The organism is Paenibacillus sp. FSL R7-0297 (genome assembly GCF_038009025.1).
Classification (GTDB): Bacteria; Bacillota; Bacilli; order Paenibacillales; family Paenibacillaceae; genus Paenibacillus_AQ.
The window spans coordinates 2,553,068-2,570,397 of sequence record NZ_JBBPAQ010000001.1; the positions used below are offsets into that span (position 1 = coordinate 2,553,068).

Sequence of the window (17,330 nt, forward strand, 5' to 3'; positions counted from 1 at the left end):
GGTACGCACCCTTCAAGAGAGCACGAGATCCGCAGGTATGCAGCTTAGCTGCGTTTTTTTTGGGCTGGAGTATAGCTTTCAGCCTGCTAGTTATGTATTTAATAGATTAACAGGGTGTGGGTCAATAGGGTCCGGGAGGTGAGTGCTGAAGCTTTGTGTTGGGTAACGCATTGAACCGGGGAGGTAATAACGAAATGGTCTTTATCAAAAGTAAATCTCGTAAACCCTTTGTACTTGGCTTGGCGGCAGTTCTTTTCCTTGCTCTTTTTTCGGCTTTCGGTACAAATACCAGAACGGCTAATGCAGCTTCGGATTACAAGCTTGTCGGGTACTATGCTTCCTGGGCCGCTTACGGGCGGGCGTATAATGTAACGGATATTGATCCTAATAAAATGAATGTAATCAACTATGCGTTTGCGGATATTTGCTGGAACGGGATACATGGCAATCCAGACCCAACCGGTCCGAATCCGGTAACCTGGTCCTGTCAGAACGAGCAAGGCCAGACAATTAGCGTCCCGAACGGCACCATTGTGCTGGGTGATCCCTGGATCGATGCCCAGAAAAGCTTCGGCGATGATAAATGGGATGACCCGATCAAGGGTAACCTGAAGCAGCTCTGGAAGCTGAAGGAGAAGAATCCGAACCTGAAGACAGTCATCTCCGTCGGCGGCTGGACATGGTCGAACCGCTTCTCGGATGTAGCTGCGACTGCAGCGACCCGTGAGGTATTCGCCAATTCCGCCGTAGATTTCATCCGCAAATACAAGATGGACGGCGTCGATCTGGACTGGGAATACCCGGTTAGCGGAGGATTGGCGGGCAACAGCTACCGTGCAGAGGATAAACAGAACTATGTTCTGCTGCTGCAGAAGATCCGCGAGAAGCTGAATGCTGCAGGAACTGCCGATGGCAAAACGTATCTTCTCACCATCGCTTCCGGCGCAGGACCAGCTTATATCCAGAACAATAACCTTAGCGGAATCGCAGCAGTGGTGGACTGGATTAATATCATGACCTATGACTTCAACGGAAGCTGGAACACGACTACCGGCCATAACGCGCCGCTCTACTATGATCCGGCTGCAGCCTCCTCGGGGCTGACCGAACCGGCGAATTACAATATCGACAAAGCGGTTACCAGCTATCTGAGTGCCGGCGTGCCGGCAAACAAACTGGTGCTTGGCATGCCGTTCTACGGCAGAGGCTGGGGCGGTGCTCCGGCTGCGGGGAATGGCCAGTACCAGGTCTCGGCGGGAATCTCCTCCACAGGCACCTGGGAGAAGGGAAATTATGATTTCAGTGATCTGGAAGCCAACTATATCAATAAGAACGGCTATACCCGCTACTGGAACAATACTTCCAAGGTTCCTTATCTTTATAATCCTTCAAACCAGACATTTATAAGCTATGATGATGTAGAATCCATCGGCTACAAAACAACTTATCTGAAATCCAAAGGCCTTGCCGGAGCCATGTTCTGGGAGACCAGCGGCGATCGTAACCGGACACTGCAGACGAAGCTAAGCGCTGATCTTGGCGGCGGAGTGGTGACTCCTTCACCAACGCCATCGGCAACGCCAAGCCCTACGCCAACAGCTACAGTGAAACCATCGGCAACACCGAGTGCAACCCCATCGCCTACACCTACGGCAACGGTCAAGCCGAGTGCCACACCGACTGCAACAGTTGCACCTACTGCAACGCCAGGCCAATGTACGGCAGCGGCTTGGAATTCAACCGCTGTCTACACTCAAGGACAGCAGGCCTCCTACGGCGGACTGCTCTATCAAGCCCAGTGGTGGACGCAGGGCGACCGGCCGGATCTCAGCGGTGCCTTCGGAGTCTGGAGGGTTATCGGCACTTGCGGCAACACTACGCCGCAGCCTTCTGCTACAGCCACTCCTACTGTAAGTCCTTCGGCTACGCCGACAGCGGCACCAACCGCCACACCTGTGGTGACGGCAACCCCGGGTGCCTCAGCCTGGGCTGCCGGAATTGCTTATAAAGCGGGTGATGTTGTAACCTACAGCGGGAAATCGTACACCTGTCTGCAGGCACACACCTCGCTGGTAAGCTGGGAGCCCTCTACTACACCGGCTCTTTGGAAGCTGAACTGAACCTGAACAGGTATTGGCAGCAATAGCAAACTCACGTGAAGGGGCGGTGCCGGCTTAAGGCTGGCACTGCCCCTTCATGCAAGATCCGGCAACGCTGCTTCGTTTGAATAATTAAATGTTTACATATACTTAGGCGGATATTATGCGTTGTAATACATAGAAGTACTGCCAGCGTTCATAAGCTTCCATAAGCTGAAATATAATGAAGAGGCAGGCTGCTGTCCCTGTTTCATTTTATTTATGAAACGTGATGCCGTTTATTTCGTTATAGTAGTATATAGCGGAAGGTGGTGGATTCACCGATGGTTGTTTGGGTATTATGGTTGATTGCCGCTGGCGTCTTGTTTGTTGTAGAAATGTTTACGTTCACATTCTACTTATTATGGCTTAGTCTTGGAGCTTTGGTTGCCGGCGGGGTCGCGCTTCTGCTCCCGGATGCATTGCTCTTGCAAGTGGTGGCCGGTTCACTGGTGGCCTTGATATTGACAATTTTCACCAAACCCTTGGCAGAAAGATTACGCAATTCCAGGGGCTTCAAGGATACCGGTACCGATATTGTCGGCAGAAAGGGTCTGGTTGTCGAACCGATTGAGCCGGGCCGTTACGGGCAGGTCAAGGTTGGCGGCGATACATGGAGTGCAACATCTACAGTAGCGCTGGGCAAGGATCAACAGGTGATAGTCGTTAGAAGAGGCACCACAATTATCGAAGTAGAACGATGGGGGGATATGTACTGATGGAGTTAGCTATTATCGGAATTATTGTTGTTGTTGTCGTAGTATTTATCGCACTGACTATCAAGATTGTTCCGCAGCAACGAGTGGGGGTCGTGGAGCGTCTCGGTAAATTTAACCGCCTGCTTACACCGGGTCTGAATATTCTGATTCCGGTAATTGATCAGGTGCGGGTCTATCATGACCTGCGGATTCAACAGGCGAATGTACCGCCGCAGACGGTAATCACGAAGGATAACGTGCAGGTACAGATCGACACGATTATTTTCTATCAAGTGGTAGGACCGGAAGAAGCAACTTACGGAATTTCCGATTATGTCTATGGTGTACGTAATATCTCTACAGCAACCATGCGGCAGATTATCGGTAAGCTGGAGCTGGATGAAACCTTGTCCGGCCGTGAAAAAATCTCCTCGGATATCCGTCTCGCGCTGGATGAAGCTACTGAGAAATGGGGCGTGCGGATTGAGCGTGTAGAAGTTATCGACATCAAGCCGCCGCTGGATATCCAGGAAGCGATGGACAAACAAATGAAGGCTGAGCGCAGCAAGCGTGCGATTGTACTGGAGGCGGAAGCCGCCAAACAGGATATGATCCTCCGCGCTGAAGGGGATAAGCAGAGTAAGATCCTGAAGGCTGAGGGGGATAAGGAAGCGCGTATCCGTCAGGCGGAAGGTCTCGGGCAGGCGCAGGAGCTGGAAGCCCTCGGCCAGGCCAAGGCGATCGAGGCAGTCGCGCAAGCCGAGAAGATGCGGATTGCCCTGATCGCCAGTGCAGGACTGGATGAAAGAGTCCTGGCTTATCAGTCCTTCGAAGCATTGACTGAAATCTCCAAGGGACCTGCAAACAAAGTGTTCCTGCCGACCAGTGCAGTTGAAACGCTTGGCAGTCTCGGAGCTATTGCAGAAGTATTCAAGGCAAGCAAGGACGGCAAATAAGCGCAGGGCTATTTTACAATTGCGGCACATTCCGTTAAAGTTAAAAGCAAAACTAAGCCTATGCTTACGAAGCATGCTACGCAAAACTAAGCCTATGCTTACGAAGACAGTTTTGCTACGCAAAACTTTAAGGAGAAGATACTGTGACGCAAAAAGAGATTTCACCGCTCGTAGAAACGCTGGGGCTGCAGCCGCATGTTGAGGGCGGATGGTACAAGAGACTTTGGAATTCATCCTTCGAGATTCCTAAGGAGACTCTGGGCGGAAGCTATTCGGGGCCGCGTGCTTCAGCTTCCTCGATTTATTTCCTGCTTCATGCTGACGAGACTTCGGATTGGCACACTGTGCTGTCCTCCGAAATCTGGCTGTATCATTCCGGCAGTCCGATTGTGCTTAGCCTGGGGGGCAGCGGTGAACAGCCGGAGAACGTGACGGAAGTGATTCTGGGGCTGGACATCGCCGCAGGCCAGCAGCCGCAGGTAGTCATCCCTGCAGGAGTATGGCAGGCAGCCCGTCCGCTCGGTGAAGAGCCGGTGCTGGTCTCCTGCATCGTGTCACCGGAGTTCCACTTTGATGATTTCAAGCTGATTGACAAGAAATAAGGGCAGGAATGAAATGGAGTACAGCCGTAGGATAGGCTGTACTCCATTTTTGTATCCGAAGCAGCCAACGATGATCAGACATTCTTCTGTCACTTTTGGCGGCTTCTCACCGATCTTCTATACTGATTCTGATTTTGGATGATTATGAAGGCGCTTTTAAGGTTAAGGATGCTTGATGAACTCAAATTAGGCTTGGAGGGTAAACATATGAGTCAATTGAACGCACCATTTACAGGCGGGCCTACCTTGAACGACGGAGTGACCATGCCCTGGCTGGGTCTTGGCGTATGGCAGACCCAGGATGGCGATGAAGTTATCCAGGCAGTGAAAGCTGCCGTGGAGACCGGTTACCGCAGCATTGATACGGCAGCCGGGTACAACAATGAAGAAGGCGTTGGACAAGCCATTCGTGAATGCGGGGTACCCCGTGAAGAGCTGTTTATTACCACTAAAGTGCGCAATCCTGATCAGGGCTATGAATCTACGCTGAAGGCTTTTGAAGTCAGCCGGAAGAAGCTGGGTCTGGAGCAGATCGATTTGTATCTGATTCACTGGCCGGTGGCCGGCAAATATAAAGAGACCTGGAAAGCGCTGATTCATCTGCAAAAGGAAGGCCTGGTCAAATCGATCGGCGTCAGTAACTTCCAGACCCATCATCTGCAGGATATCATCGATGATACCGGAGTTGTGCCTGTCGTAGACCAGATCGAGTTCCACCCGCTGCTGACCCAGCGTGAATTGCTTAAATATTCACGGGAGCATGACATTCAGCTGGAAGCCTGGAGCCCGCTGATGCAGGGGAACCTGGATGTGCCGCTGCTGAAGGAGCTGGCGGAGCGGTATGGCAAAACCGTGGCGCAGATTGTCCTGCGCTGGGATCTGCAGCAGGGTGTCATCACGATTCCGAAATCGGTGCATGCTGAGCGGATCATCGAGAATGCCGGCTTCTTCGATTTCACCCTCAGCGATGACGATGTCAAGGCTATTGAGGACCTGAATCAGAATCACCGTTTTGGCCCGGACCCGGATAATTTCAATTTCTGAGGATGATAGATTGAACAAGAGCAGTTTCCAATTTAGATGGTAGTCGTAACTGCGGAGAATATTTGGACTTCCGGCCGCTGTTGTTCCCGGATTTCTTGATTGTTACCGCTATAAGCGGTGGAAATCCGGGGACAGCTTATGCTTCCGTTGCGAGCTTTCCTTCGGAAAGCTTTCAGGCGGTCGCTGACGCTCCTACAGTTCCAAAATTCCCCTCCGTACTTTCATCTTGTATTGTCTTATTCTCAGTGCAATCTATATAGGTGGAGGCGTAAAGCCATAAACGCAAAGAGCAGATCCTTTCGGGTGATCTGCTCTTTGCGTTTGGCGATAATCCGCCAAGTTACTAGGCGCTTAAAGCGCATCGACATCCGCAGCCCCGGCTTTTATGATGAGAATAGAAGGAAGCAATGGGAGGGCACAACTGTTGGAATTGACAAGAGATCTACCGGAGAATCACGGATTATCTTCGCAGGCATTAAGTCGTTTTTTCATGGAGGTCAGGGAACAGGGGCTTGAGGTTAACAGCTTCATGCTGCTGCAGGGCGGCAAGGTCACCGCTGAATTTACCCGGATGCCTTACCGCCTGGGAACCCCGCAGCTGCTGTATTCGCTAAGCAAGAGCTTTACCTCCATAGCGGCTGGCATTGCCTGGGACGAAGGGCTGCTGAAGCTGGAGGATTCGGTGATTTCCTTTTTCCCGGACAAGCTGCCGGAGGTTGTGACGCCTAATCTGGTGCACATGACTGTGCACCATCTGCTCTCGATGAATGCGGGCCACCATTGCGATATTTATCCGGCTGTGGTGAAGGAGCAGGACTGGATCACCGCCTTTCTCGCACAGCAGGTAGAGCATGAGCCCGGCAGCTATTACCGCTACAGCACCCCCTCCAGCTATATGCTGGCGGCCATTATCGAACGGGTCACCGGGCAGAAGATGACCGATTATCTGATGCCGCGCCTGTTTGAACCCTTGGATATCCCGCGGCCTTCGTGGGAGACTTGTCCACTGGGCATTACGGCAGGCGGGATGGGACTCAGTCTGTCCACAGAGAGTATAGCCAAATTCGGCCAGATGCTATTGGACAAAGGAATATATAACGGGCGTAGAATCGTATCAGCGCAGTACATAGAACGGGCGGCCAGTGAGCAGAGCGATAACCGTGCAGGAGTGGAAAGGATCGACTCTGCGCAGGGCTATGGTTACCAGTTCCATCTGTGCCGGAGAGGCTGCTACCGGGGGGACGGCTCTTTTGGCCAGTTATGCCTGGTGGCTCCGGAGCAGAATATTGTCATTGCAGCAACCGCCGGCTTCGGGAATATGAGCCGCCTGCAGGTATTGTTGGATCTGGTCTTTGAGTATATTTTCGATGCGCTTGGCCCGGCCCTGCTGCCGGATTCCGGGCATCAAGCCAGCCTGCAGAAGCTGCTGTCCGATTGGAGCACTTCAGCCTTACCTGTGCTGCAGCCGGCGTTTCCCGGGAAATGGCCGGTTACCGGTTTCGGCGGCATATATCTGATCAGCGATAACCCCCATGGGCTGAAGAGGATTACTTTTACTGTAAAGAACAAGCTGAAGATCACGCTTCAAATGGTATACGGGGATGAACGGGACAATGTGCTGCCCTTCGATCTCACCAAGCCGGTATGCGCTGAGGATGTGTTCTATAAAGACCTCGCTTTGCACCGGCAACAGGTAATCACTTACGCTAGCTGGCTGGCAGAGGAGACCCTTAAGCTTACGCTGTTCTACATCGAAACCCCGTACATGGTCACATACATAATAGGATTTACAGACGACCAGCTCCTTGTCAGATTCAATATCAACGTCTCGCTTAACATTTCAGAATATAGTGCAGCGGGAAACAGAGATGTTAATACCCCGTTTATAAACTGTTAAGAGAAAATTAATAAAACTATTATACAATATAAATAGCCAAAAAAAGGAAAAGTTGTCCCTGTAATTAGGTTTCACATGCAGTGAAGGCAGAGGAGAGCTACCTGTGAGAATTCTTATAACGACTGATTGGTATGAGCCTGTTGTAAATGGAGTTGTAACCTCAGTAGTAAACCTGCGCAGAGAGCTTATGAAATTGGGTCATGAGGTACGGGTATTAACACTTTCTGAGAATGGATTATCCTACTGCAAGAATGGCATCACCTATATCGGCTCGCTCGGGGCTGGAATGATCTATCCTGGAGCACGGTTCAGAACAGCCCTGGCAAGTAAATATTTGGAGGAATTGACGGGGTGGAAGCCGGAGATCATTCACTCCCAATGTGAATTTAGTACGTTTGTCATGGCACGCAGAATCGCCAAAAAGCTGAATATTCCCATTGTCCATACGTATCATACGGTGTATGCAGACTACACTCATTATTTCCTGCTGAATGAGAAGTGGGGCAAGGCACTGGTCGCAGCATTCTCCAGGAACATCCTGAAGCGGACACAGTGTGTGATTGCACCGACCGGGAAGGTATTCACCTTGCTCAAGGAGTATGGGGTAACCCAAGATATCAGGGTCGTACCTACAGGCATAGATCTAGGGTGTTTTGACTTGCCTGTGCAGCAGGCTGAGACAGAAGCGGCCAGACGAAGACTTGGCATTCCCGTTACAGATAAGGTACTTCTGTTTGTAGGAAGATTGGCACAAGAGAAGAATTTGGGAGAAATCATAGATTTTGTGGCTAGAATGAATAACAGCAGGATTACGCTCCTCGTTGTTGGGGACGGACCCGACCGCGCGAATCTGGAGAGCCTTGCCCAGGCAAGGAACGTGGCACACAAGGTTATTTTTACCGGAATGGTTCCACCGGGGGAAGTGGCTGCCTACTACCGCATGGGCGATATCTTTGTAAGTGCCTCCCAGAGCGAGACCCAGGGGCTTACTTATGTCGAAGCCCTGGCCAGCGGTGTGCCGGCGCTGTGCAGGAAGGACGCTTGTCTGGACAAAGTCATACTCGATGGTGTGAACGGCTGGCAATATACGTCCTTCGAACAGTTTTGCGAGAAGCTGGATGCTATTTTTGAGAGTGAGGAAAGGTACAGGGAATTATCTGCAAATGCCAGAACTCATGCTGTAAACAACTATTCCTCCGCAGCCTTTGCGGCCAAGATAGAGGAAACCTACACGAAGCTTGTAACCGAAGCACCACAGGAGCTTGAACCCTGTTTTGTCATGACCCCAGTCCGCTAAATCCAGTCTCCCGAGGTGCAGGCCAGAATTTTTTACTGAGAAACTGCGCTGCAGGGCTTCTTCGCCCGTTTCGGCGCCAACTGTACCGTAAATATATGAGTTGGACGGAGAACAATAAGAACTTTGATAAAATGTCACGATCGCTATTTTTCTGCCCGTCGCACCGGATGATTTCTTATGCTACATGGCAGGAACAACCAAGATGACTTTACAAAAATCCACGGCAGTTATCATATTCGGGAAACCTATAGCCATTGCACTCTACAGCTTTGGGCTAAGTCTGCTATCCCACAATATCATGGCACTGCTGCACGGGTGAGGGATACGATCATGAAGGTTCTAATCTATTCGGGGCTGCTGAAGCTGGTAGCAGCAAGCGGTATCGGACAAGCCATACGCCATCAGCAAAAAACTCTGGAAATGATGAATATCCCCAGCACAATGAATGCCAAGGAAAGCTATGATGTGGTTCACTTGAACACGATTTTCCCGGACTCCTTGCTCATGAGCAGACGGGCGAAGCGGAAAGGCAAAAAGGTAGTGTATTATGCACATTCCACGATGGAGGATTTCCGCAACTCTTTCCGCGGCTCCAACCTGGTAGCACCGTTGTTTAAACTGTGGATTAAGCTCTGTTACAACAGCGGTGACATCATCATTACACCGACGGGTTATTCGGAAAAACTGCTGGAGGGCTATGCCTTGAAGCGTCCTATCTACAGCCTGTCCAACGGTATAGATACGGAGTTCTTCAAGCCGGATGAGGCGTCGCGCTCCAGATTCCGCAGTAAATACAAGCTGAGGCCTGACGAGAAAGCCGTTATCTCCGTAGGGCATTATATTAAGCGCAAAGGAATTCTGGATTTCGTGGCACTTGCGGAGCAGATGCCGGAATACCAGTTCTACTGGTTCGGCTATACCAACCTGAACATTATACCGAGGGAGGTAAAGAAGGCGATTTTCCGCAAACTGCCGAACCTCCATTTTCCCGGATATGTGGACAGGCAGGAATTAAAGGATGCTTATAACGGAAGCGATCTGTTTCTGTTCTTAAGTCATGAGGAGACAGAGGGGATTGTGCTGCTTGAGGCTCTGGCCAGCCGAATTCCCATCCTGATCCGGGATATTCCCATCTATTCAGAGTGGCTGACAGCGGATGAAACGGTCTATAAGGGCAGGACGAACGAAGAATTCCGGAATAAAATTGCGGCAATCGCAGAACGGAGATTACCCAGTCTGACAGAGAACGGCCATCAAGTGGTGCTGGATAACGATCTAAAGGTGATCGGCAGCAGGCTGCAGGCTATATATGAACAGGAATTGCTCTAATATTATGTCATGCTCGAAAAGCCGCTCAGACCCTAATAGATCCGGGTCTGGGCGGCTTTGTTTATAAGCAGTGAAGCACTCGGCCCGGGCGGGATACAGAATAAGCATGATCAGGTGGTGGTGACATTTGCTTCCGCAGCCAGAGATCCGCCTGGACCGGATAAGCAAATCTTTGCGGGCCGGACATCAGCTCGCCGAACCACGGCAGTTTGCTATGCTCTGCGTTTGCCCAGTATCTTCATCAGCAGAATACCGTGGATAATGACCAGCATGCTGCAGACCATAGCCATAATCTCGGCTGCCTGGTCGCTGGCTGTCAGCAGATCAAAGATGCCATGCCACACAATCACCGGAACAATGCTCCAGCGGCTTCCGGCGCAGATCCAGGCCAGAACGACCGAGCCGTAGGTGAGGCTGATCGCCCAGCCCAGCACACCGAAGCCCATACCCAGGTAGCTCTCATTGAACCAGAAGGCCGGAAGATGCCAAGCCATCCAGATCACAGCAACCAGCAGGGCGGAGGTGAATAGCGAGTAGCGCTGGTGCAGCTGCGGAAGCAGGTAGCCGCGCCAGCCGCTCTCTTCCCCGATCCCGAAGGTGAGCATCCACACGAGCGAGGTCATCCAGATGCCAAACTGCGGAGGAAGATCGGAGGTGAGCCCGAACTGTCGCATATCCGGCGGATGGCCGGTAATTAAGGTATGCACCAGAATGGCTACCGCTCCATATGCAAGCGGCAGTCCTGCAGCCAATATCAGCCATTTCTTTGGGAAAGACAGCGAAAATGCAGTTCTGCACCAGGAGGGAAAACCCTCTTCTCCAGGCTGCTTTAAGCTGGCCAATGTACCAAGCAGCGGTCCGAAGGATCCCAGATAGAATTGTCCGGGCAATACCGGCAAGCCGGCTTCGAACTGCTTATTAAGCAGGAGCGGCAGCCAGCAGAGCCAGGTGAAGCCGAAGGTCACGAGGATAAAAACAATCAGTTTTCTTGTAGAGGAAGAATCGGATTTGACTAAGGAATGCATTGGATAAAACCCCTAAGTTGTAGGATATACTTCACCTATAGTTGTAGAGGTTATGCTCCATTTGGTCTGTGGCAAGGATCACAATATTCCAGACGGAATCCCCATAATTTGACGTTGTCCTGAAACTGTATCAGCTGATGGAGACATTATAGGTCCGCAGCCACAGATTCACCTGGGCCAGATAAGCAAATAATTGCGGGCCGGACATCAGCTGGCCGAACCACGGCAGGTTGCTGGAGGACTCCGGCGAGGCGGCGATTTCCCGGATTTTGGCCGGATCAATCAGCGGCAGGATTGGAGAAGAAGGATCATCCAGGATGCCCAGCATCTGCGAACGCACCTGATTCAGGTAAGCGGGATTATGCGTTTTGGGATACGGGCTTTTTTTGCGGTAGAGGACATCATCCGGCAGCACGCCTTCGAGCGCTTTGCGCAGAATGCCTTTTTCACGGTTGCCTACGGTCTTGATCTCCCAGGGAATATTGAATACATACTGCACCAGGCGGTGATCACAATAAGGAACACGGACCTCCAGGCCCACGCCCATACTCATCCGGTCCTTGCGGTCCAGCAGCGTAGGCATGAAGCGGGTAATGTTGAGATAGGACATCACGCGCATCTGCGCCTGTTTGCCGGTCTCGCCGTCAAGCTTCGGCACCTCGGCCACAGCATCGCTGTATCTGTCGCCCAAATACTCCAGCGGACGTATCCACTCATTCATTTCCGGTGACAATAGACCTGCACGCATCTTGGGTGCTACCGACCAGGGGAAGGTGCCGGAAGACAGCATCTCCTCACGGTGGAACCAGGGGTAGCCGCCGAAAATTTCATCCGCAGCTTCGCCGGAGATAGCGACAGTCGCCTTCTTTTTAATCTCCTGGCAGAATAAATAAAGTGAGGAATCCACATCGGTCATCCCCGGCAAATCGCGGGAGTAGAGGGCGTTGTCGAGTGCTGTTACCAATTCTGGAGTGTCAAAAGCAACAAAGTGATGGTTCGTGTTCAGCTCATCAATCATCCGCTGAATCCAGGGGCCGTCTGCTCCGGGCTGGAAGGCATGGCTCTTGAAATGCTTATCGTTGTCTACGTAATCTACAGAGAAGGTATCGATCCGGCCCTGGCCGGTCCGGTTGTAATAATCTACGGCGAGCGCAGTCAAGGCACTGGAATCGAGTCCGCCGGAGAGCAGGGAGCAGACTGGAACATCGGATACCAGCTGGCGCTCCAGCGTATCCTGGAGCAATTCCCGCACCCGGGCTGCAGTTTCATCCACGTTATCCGTGTGCTGGTCGCTCTCCAGCTTCCAATACGCATAAGTGCGGATGCCGCTGCGGCTGTAAATCATGGCATGACCTGGACGAAGCTCGAATATATCTTTGTATACACCATGTCCCGGTGTACGGGCCGGACCGATGATGAAAACCTCCGCAAGGCCTTCCGGTCCAACCTTCGGCTGGACTTTGGGATGCTGGAGCAGCGCCTTGGGTTCAGATCCGAATACGAAGACATCGTCCACTTGGCTGTAAAACAAAGGCTTCACGCCCAGGCGGTCACGGGCGAGGAATACCTGATCGCGCAAGCTGTCCCAGACGGCAAAAGCGAAGATACCATTCAGCTTCTCCGTGCAGTCCGGTCCCCATTCGATATAGGCATGCAGGAGTACCTCAGTATCGCATTCTGTGAGGAAATGATGGCCGCGCTGCTTCAGCTCTTTTTTGAGCTCAGGGGCATTATATAGCTCGCCGTTATACACAATTGCATACACCTTATCGTCATGGCGGGCAATCATCGGCTGTGCGCCGTTCTCAGGATCAATGACGCTGAGTCTGCGGTGTCCGAAGGCAATGGGTCCTGAAATCCAGGTTCCGGCTGCATCCGGTCCGCGGTTCGCTAAAGTTTCAGTCATTCTGACAAGCAGTTGCGAGTGCCCTGTAAGATCACCGCGCCACTGGACAAATCCGGTTATTCCGCACATGTCTGGTTCATCCTCTCTTTTGTGCGATTGTTGTCTGTCCTTTCTTTTTTGCCAAGTAATACAGATATATGCCGATTGAAGGGATAAAATGTATGTCCTTATCCGAACACTAGGGGAGAGGGAAATTTGCCAGGAGGGATGGATGACAAGTGTATTACATTAAAGACGCCAAAATCCGCAGAATGACCGAGTATGACGGAGCACCTTGTGCAGAGGTTGGCGTATTGCCTGGAGCTGTGGGCGATTCCGCACTTTTGGTGTATATTGTTGAGGACCAGCGCGAGGAGGGATACGAAATTGTCCGGATATTGACGAACGACGCGGACACCGCCACCGATTGGTTCGATAACAATCTGCATGATGCTTTTAAGGACGTGACGGTCAGCGGCTTCACCGGCAGCACCGTAATGAGTCCGGAAGATGAACGGTCCAAATTTCAGCGCGAGCTGCTGATCTTCGGAGAGCTGAAGAAGCAGCTGGGCGAACATTTCAGGCAGTACTCTTGATTCCGGCGGGACCTCTTGCAACGAAGATTCACTGCACGATCACCAACCAATAACCTATAGGATGGACCATAGAGCAGGAAGCTTGCCGCATTCAGGATGCGGGAGGCTTCTTTTTTATTGGGGTTCGTATATCAGGACATCCACTGGATCGCTCAGAAGTGGCCTCAACGGTGGGGTGTAGGGGAGCTCATTTGCCGGCTGGGAGAGTTTAGTCTTGATAAATTCTGTGAATCAGGTATAATAAGTAACGTTGCATTAATACATATGATCTTTATAGCATGTTTCTTCATTTGTCCCGGTAGCTCAGTTGGATAGAGCATGCGCCTTCTAAGCGCACGGTCGGGGGTTCGAATCCCTTCCGGGACGTCAAGTAACAGCCTTCCTTCGGGAAGGCTGTTTTGTCGTCCGGAGGATGAGAAGCCTAGGCGCCAGCCGGGGACGTTGGAGGTTAAGCTTCGTGAGCATACGCTTCGCAATCAGCCGAAGTTTGGCTGCATCCCTTCCGGGACGTCAAGTAACAGCCTTCCTTCGGGAAGGCTGTTTTGTCGTCCGGAGGATGAGAACCCTAGGCGCCAGCCGGGGACGTTGGAGCATACGCTTCGTGAGCATTCGTTTCGCAATCAGCCGAAGTATGGCTGCATCCCTTCCGGGACGTCAAGTAACAGCCTTCCTTCGGGAAGGCTGTTTTGTCGTCCGGAGGATGAGAAGCCTAGGCGCCAGCCGGGGACGTTGGAGGTTAAGCTTCGTGAGCATACGCTTCGCAATCAGCCGAAGTATGGCTGCATCCCTTCCGGGACGTCAAGTAACAGCCTTCCTTCGGGAAGGCTGTTTTGTCGTCCGGAGGATTACTTTGAAGCGAGAACATCACGTATAGAAGCAGCGTTGCGGACTGAGGTGCTCTTATTTCGGCGGATCACATCATTTCGCAATCCATGCGGACTCAGATGCCGTTAACTAACCCGTTTCCCCTCATTTTGAGCTCCAAAGTACAATATAAGGGCCCCTGAGTCCGTATCGGTCAAAAAAACAGGATTTTTCACCAAATAGCGTCATCTGAGTCCGCATAGCTTAGCAGAATATTTCGTCTGTACAATGCAGACAATTATCCTGGAAATCCCTGCTGTCTGAGCATTCAAGTCACTCTTTGTAGAGCGATCCGCTAGACTATTGTTACTCAAACCCAAACCCCCGCTCGCCTACAGCGATCCCCAAGTAACCAACATCATTTTCACCCAATGAGTACAGTTATCTACTATAAGCCCTACTTGAACTATGCGGGACTCTGTACAGCTTCTTCGCCCCAGCTTACATCCGCTCCGGCTTAGGCAGCCCGAGTACATCCAGCGCCTCTCCTAAAGTATCGGTGAAGCTCTGGGTCAGCCAGAGACGGAAGGCGATGCTGGAGGCCTCTCCTTTGAGGATCGGGCAGGCGGAGTAGAAGTTGCTGAACAGCGACGCCAGACTGTACGCGTAGTTACAGATCGTATTCGGCGTAAGCTCCCGGCTTGCCGTATATAGGGTGTCTTGCCAGAGGCTGAGCTGTCTCAGCAGGGCGAGCTCGGCTGCTTCAAGGTGCGGCGGAAAGAGCGGAAGCCCACCATGTGCGCTGCTCCCGCCAAGCCCGCTGCTCGAGGCATACGCGCTGCTCTCGTCAAGCCCGCTGCTCGAGCCATGTGCGCTGCTCCCGCCAAGCCCGCTGCTCGAGGCATACGCGCTGCTCCCGTCAAGCCCGCTGCTCGAGCCATGCGCGCTGCTCCCGCTATCCCCGATATTCCCGTGCCCCCCATACTCCCGGCTCCCGTCAAGCTCGTTACCTTCGCTATTCCCGGTACCGCTCTCCGCCAGGGCGCTGCCTTTACTGAGCACACGGCTTGCCCGGGCAAAGGCATACATCAGATAAACGCCAGTGTTGCCGGAAATCTCCATGGCTTGTTTGAAGTCAAACACAATCTCAGTACCCAGATTGAAGCGCAGCAGATAGTAGCGGATGGCAGCGGTGGCGATGAGCCGGCTGGACAGGCCGTTTTTGTCGGAACGGGTAGCCTCGATGGAATCCTCCATAAGCCGGACTAGCTCAGTGACCTTGATGCCGATGCCCTGGCGTCCGGACATGGCATAGGAGCTTTTACCGGAGGATGTATCCAGACCGAGCCCGGCAGCGGAAGCCGGACTTAGCGAAACCACACCATAACTTACATGATGCAGCCGCTCCGCCTGCTCGTGGTATCCCAGTGCCTGAAACGCCTGCTTCACCATCGCCTGCGGATATTCTTGTCTGTAATCGATCACGTTAACGACCTTATCTGCATGTCCAAAAGGCAGCACCTCACCGCTCAAGCCAGTCGTCCACAGCCCACTGCTAAATTCGAGGTAGGCGAAGTCCTTATCTAAGAGGCCGAATTTCCACAGATGATAAGCGATATCCTTGGCCGTATAGGTCAAAATCCCGTTCGAGCGCACCAGCACCTTATCCTTCTGATGCTCCTCTTCTGTCTCCGGTGTCTCCAGTGCATCCTGTGCGCCAGTGCCAGCGGATTGCTTCAGAATCCAGCAGCCGGCCAGCTTGCCTTCACTCTCCTGAACGAACACATCTGTCTGCGACAAAAGACCGAAGGCGGAAGACCAAAAGCCTCCTTTCAGAATACTGCTCTCCCAGACCAGCAGGTCATAGTTAATCCCGAAGTTGCGCATTTCCTCCACATGCTCTTTCACAATTTGACCGGCGACAAGGTTGCCGATCCATGCGGTGTTGCCGTCACCTTGTTCCAGCGCGTGAAGTATTTCAGTCCGCTTATGTACAGACTCCGGATGCTCCGCGTACTCCTTGTTGATCTCAGCGTAAATATCCCAGCAGTAATCTCCGAAACGGACATGCTCTCCGGCCAGCGGGACATTCAAGAGGCCGACTACAGTATCTGCAAGCTGATTGCCCAGATCATCCACGTAGTTATGTACCTCGACCGTGTAGCCGGTTTTTCTCAGAATTCTAACCAGCGCATCCCCGATACAGGAGTTTCTCAGGTGCCCGATATGCATGGATTTGTTCGGGTTCACCGAAGTATGCTCCACAATAACCTTCTCGCCAGCTGCCAGTGGCAGCTTGAACTCAGTCGTGGCCCATACCTGCCAATCGATGTACATATTAATGAACCCCGGTGCGGCAACCTCGATTCTCTGCAGCAGGCCGTTTACAGAACCAGACTGTTTAAGCTCAGCGATAATTAGTTCAGCGATAGCAATCGGGGCTTTGCGCAGAGTACGGGCCAACTGCATGGCAATATTGCTGGAATAATCACCATGCTCCGCATTGGCCGGCTGCTCCAGAGCCGCCTTTACCGGAGTGCTGCCGGGAACTCCCAGGTCTTCAGATACTTTGTGAATACATTGTTCCAGACTATTCTTGATAAGCTGGCTTAGCATTAACATGAGTAAATACCTCCTATAGTTGTGAAAAGTGTAAGCGGCGGCTAAAGCCCGTAGGTTAGTGCAGAATTCTAATGAACAAAGAATAGACGACAAAAAAAGCCTTCGTCTCAAAAGAGACGAGGCTTATGCGCTCGCGGTACCACTCTCGTTGCCGAACCTGCAGTTCAGCCACCTTACAGGTTAACGGTCCTTGGCCGGGGCTTCCTACTCTTAGTTCAGAAGTCCATCTCACGGGTGCGCTTCATAATCCTGATCTGTACCGGCTTACACTCTCCCGGCTCGCTGGGGACTAGGGTTCAGGGCCATTACTCTCCCGGTCATTGATTCAATATGATTTTTATCAGTATAGCGAATTTCTGGAAGAAAGCAATAGCGGAATGTCAAGCTGAACCTTGTTTCCGTAAAATGCTACCCATAACATCCGGTATTTGCAATAG

General features: G+C 52.0%; 12 protein-coding genes, 1 tRNA gene and 1 other annotated feature. Of the genes, 10 read left to right on the plus strand and 3 right to left on the minus strand.

Annotation, left to right across the window (positions count from 1 at the left end):
- Window positions 1-194: 194 nt before the first annotated feature.
- The 8 genes from MKZ24_RS11310 to MKZ24_RS11345 all read left to right on the plus strand — a co-directional run bounded on the left by MKZ24_RS11310 (window position 195) and on the right by MKZ24_RS11345 (window position 9,961).
- Window positions 195-2,120 carry a glycosyl hydrolase family 18 protein gene (locus MKZ24_RS11310; RefSeq protein WP_340782992.1) on the plus strand — a complete coding sequence of 642 codons (1,926 nt, stop codon included), beginning with the start codon at window positions 195-197 and terminating at the stop codon, window positions 2,118-2,120.
- A gap of 302 nt (window positions 2,121-2,422) precedes the next feature.
- Window positions 2,423-2,857 (plus strand): NfeD family protein, encoded by a 435-nt coding sequence (locus tag MKZ24_RS11315; protein ID WP_042239055.1) that lies wholly within the window; start codon window positions 2,423-2,425, stop codon window positions 2,855-2,857.
- Window positions 2,857-3,792 carry an SPFH domain-containing protein gene (locus MKZ24_RS11320; RefSeq protein ID WP_152679743.1) on the plus strand — a complete coding sequence of 312 codons (936 nt, stop codon included), beginning with the start codon at window positions 2,857-2,859 and terminating at the stop codon, window positions 3,790-3,792. Before MKZ24_RS11315 ends, MKZ24_RS11320 begins: the two co-directional genes overlap by 1 nt.
- A 143-nt stretch (window positions 3,793-3,935) precedes the next feature.
- The gene (locus MKZ24_RS11325; RefSeq protein ID WP_042239052.1) at window positions 3,936-4,394 is read left to right on the plus strand and encodes a cupin domain-containing protein; all 459 of its coding nucleotides are present in this window, start codon (window positions 3,936-3,938) and stop codon (window positions 4,392-4,394) included.
- Between the two features lie 207 nt (window positions 4,395-4,601).
- On the plus strand, window positions 4,602-5,438 hold the full coding sequence (locus MKZ24_RS11330) for an aldo/keto reductase (protein ID WP_042239048.1): 837 nt from the start codon (window positions 4,602-4,604) through the stop codon (window positions 5,436-5,438).
- A 424-nt stretch (window positions 5,439-5,862) separates the two neighbouring features.
- Window positions 5,863-7,335, plus strand: a complete 1,473-nt coding sequence (locus MKZ24_RS11335; RefSeq protein ID WP_340783000.1) for a serine hydrolase domain-containing protein — start codon at window positions 5,863-5,865, stop codon at window positions 7,333-7,335.
- Window positions 7,336-7,438: 103 nt separating this feature from the next.
- Window positions 7,439-8,632 (plus strand): glycosyltransferase family 4 protein, encoded by a 1,194-nt coding sequence (locus tag MKZ24_RS11340; protein ID WP_340783002.1) that lies wholly within the window; start codon window positions 7,439-7,441, stop codon window positions 8,630-8,632.
- Window positions 8,633-8,962: 330 nt separating this feature from the next.
- Window positions 8,963-9,961, plus strand: a complete 999-nt coding sequence (locus MKZ24_RS11345) for a glycosyltransferase (protein WP_340783004.1) — start codon at window positions 8,963-8,965, stop codon at window positions 9,959-9,961.
- Window positions 9,962-10,173: 212 nt separating this feature from the next.
- Here the strand turns inward: MKZ24_RS11345 and MKZ24_RS11350 are convergent, their stop codons facing one another.
- Both MKZ24_RS11350 and asnB read right to left on the minus strand, forming a co-directional pair.
- Entirely contained in the window at window positions 10,174-10,986 is an 813-nt protein-coding gene (locus MKZ24_RS11350; RefSeq protein WP_340783006.1) for a CPBP family intramembrane glutamic endopeptidase, read from the minus strand.
- 130 nt (window positions 10,987-11,116) lie between these two features.
- Window positions 11,117-12,961, minus strand: coding sequence for an asparagine synthase (glutamine-hydrolyzing) (gene asnB, locus MKZ24_RS11355; protein WP_340783009.1), 1,845 nt, complete (start codon window positions 12,959-12,961; stop codon window positions 11,117-11,119).
- 149 nt (window positions 12,962-13,110) lie between these two features.
- Between asnB and MKZ24_RS11360 the strand changes: the two genes are divergently transcribed.
- Window positions 13,111-13,467 (plus strand): hypothetical protein, encoded by a 357-nt coding sequence (locus tag MKZ24_RS11360; protein WP_042239036.1) that lies wholly within the window; start codon window positions 13,111-13,113, stop codon window positions 13,465-13,467.
- Window positions 13,468-13,759: 292 nt separating this feature from the next.
- A tRNA-Arg gene (locus MKZ24_RS11365) sits at window positions 13,760-13,833 on the plus strand.
- Between the two features lie 939 nt (window positions 13,834-14,772).
- On the opposite strand, the gene MKZ24_RS11370 is transcribed toward MKZ24_RS11365, so the two are convergent.
- Window positions 14,773-16,887: an arginine--tRNA ligase gene (locus MKZ24_RS11370; RefSeq protein WP_340790139.1), complete on the minus strand. Its 2,115-nt coding sequence runs from the start codon at window positions 16,885-16,887 to the stop codon at window positions 14,773-14,775.
- Window positions 16,888-17,002: 115 nt separating this feature from the next.
- Window positions 17,003-17,223, minus strand: a binding site (T-box leader).
- Window positions 17,224-17,330 lie beyond the last annotated feature (107 nt).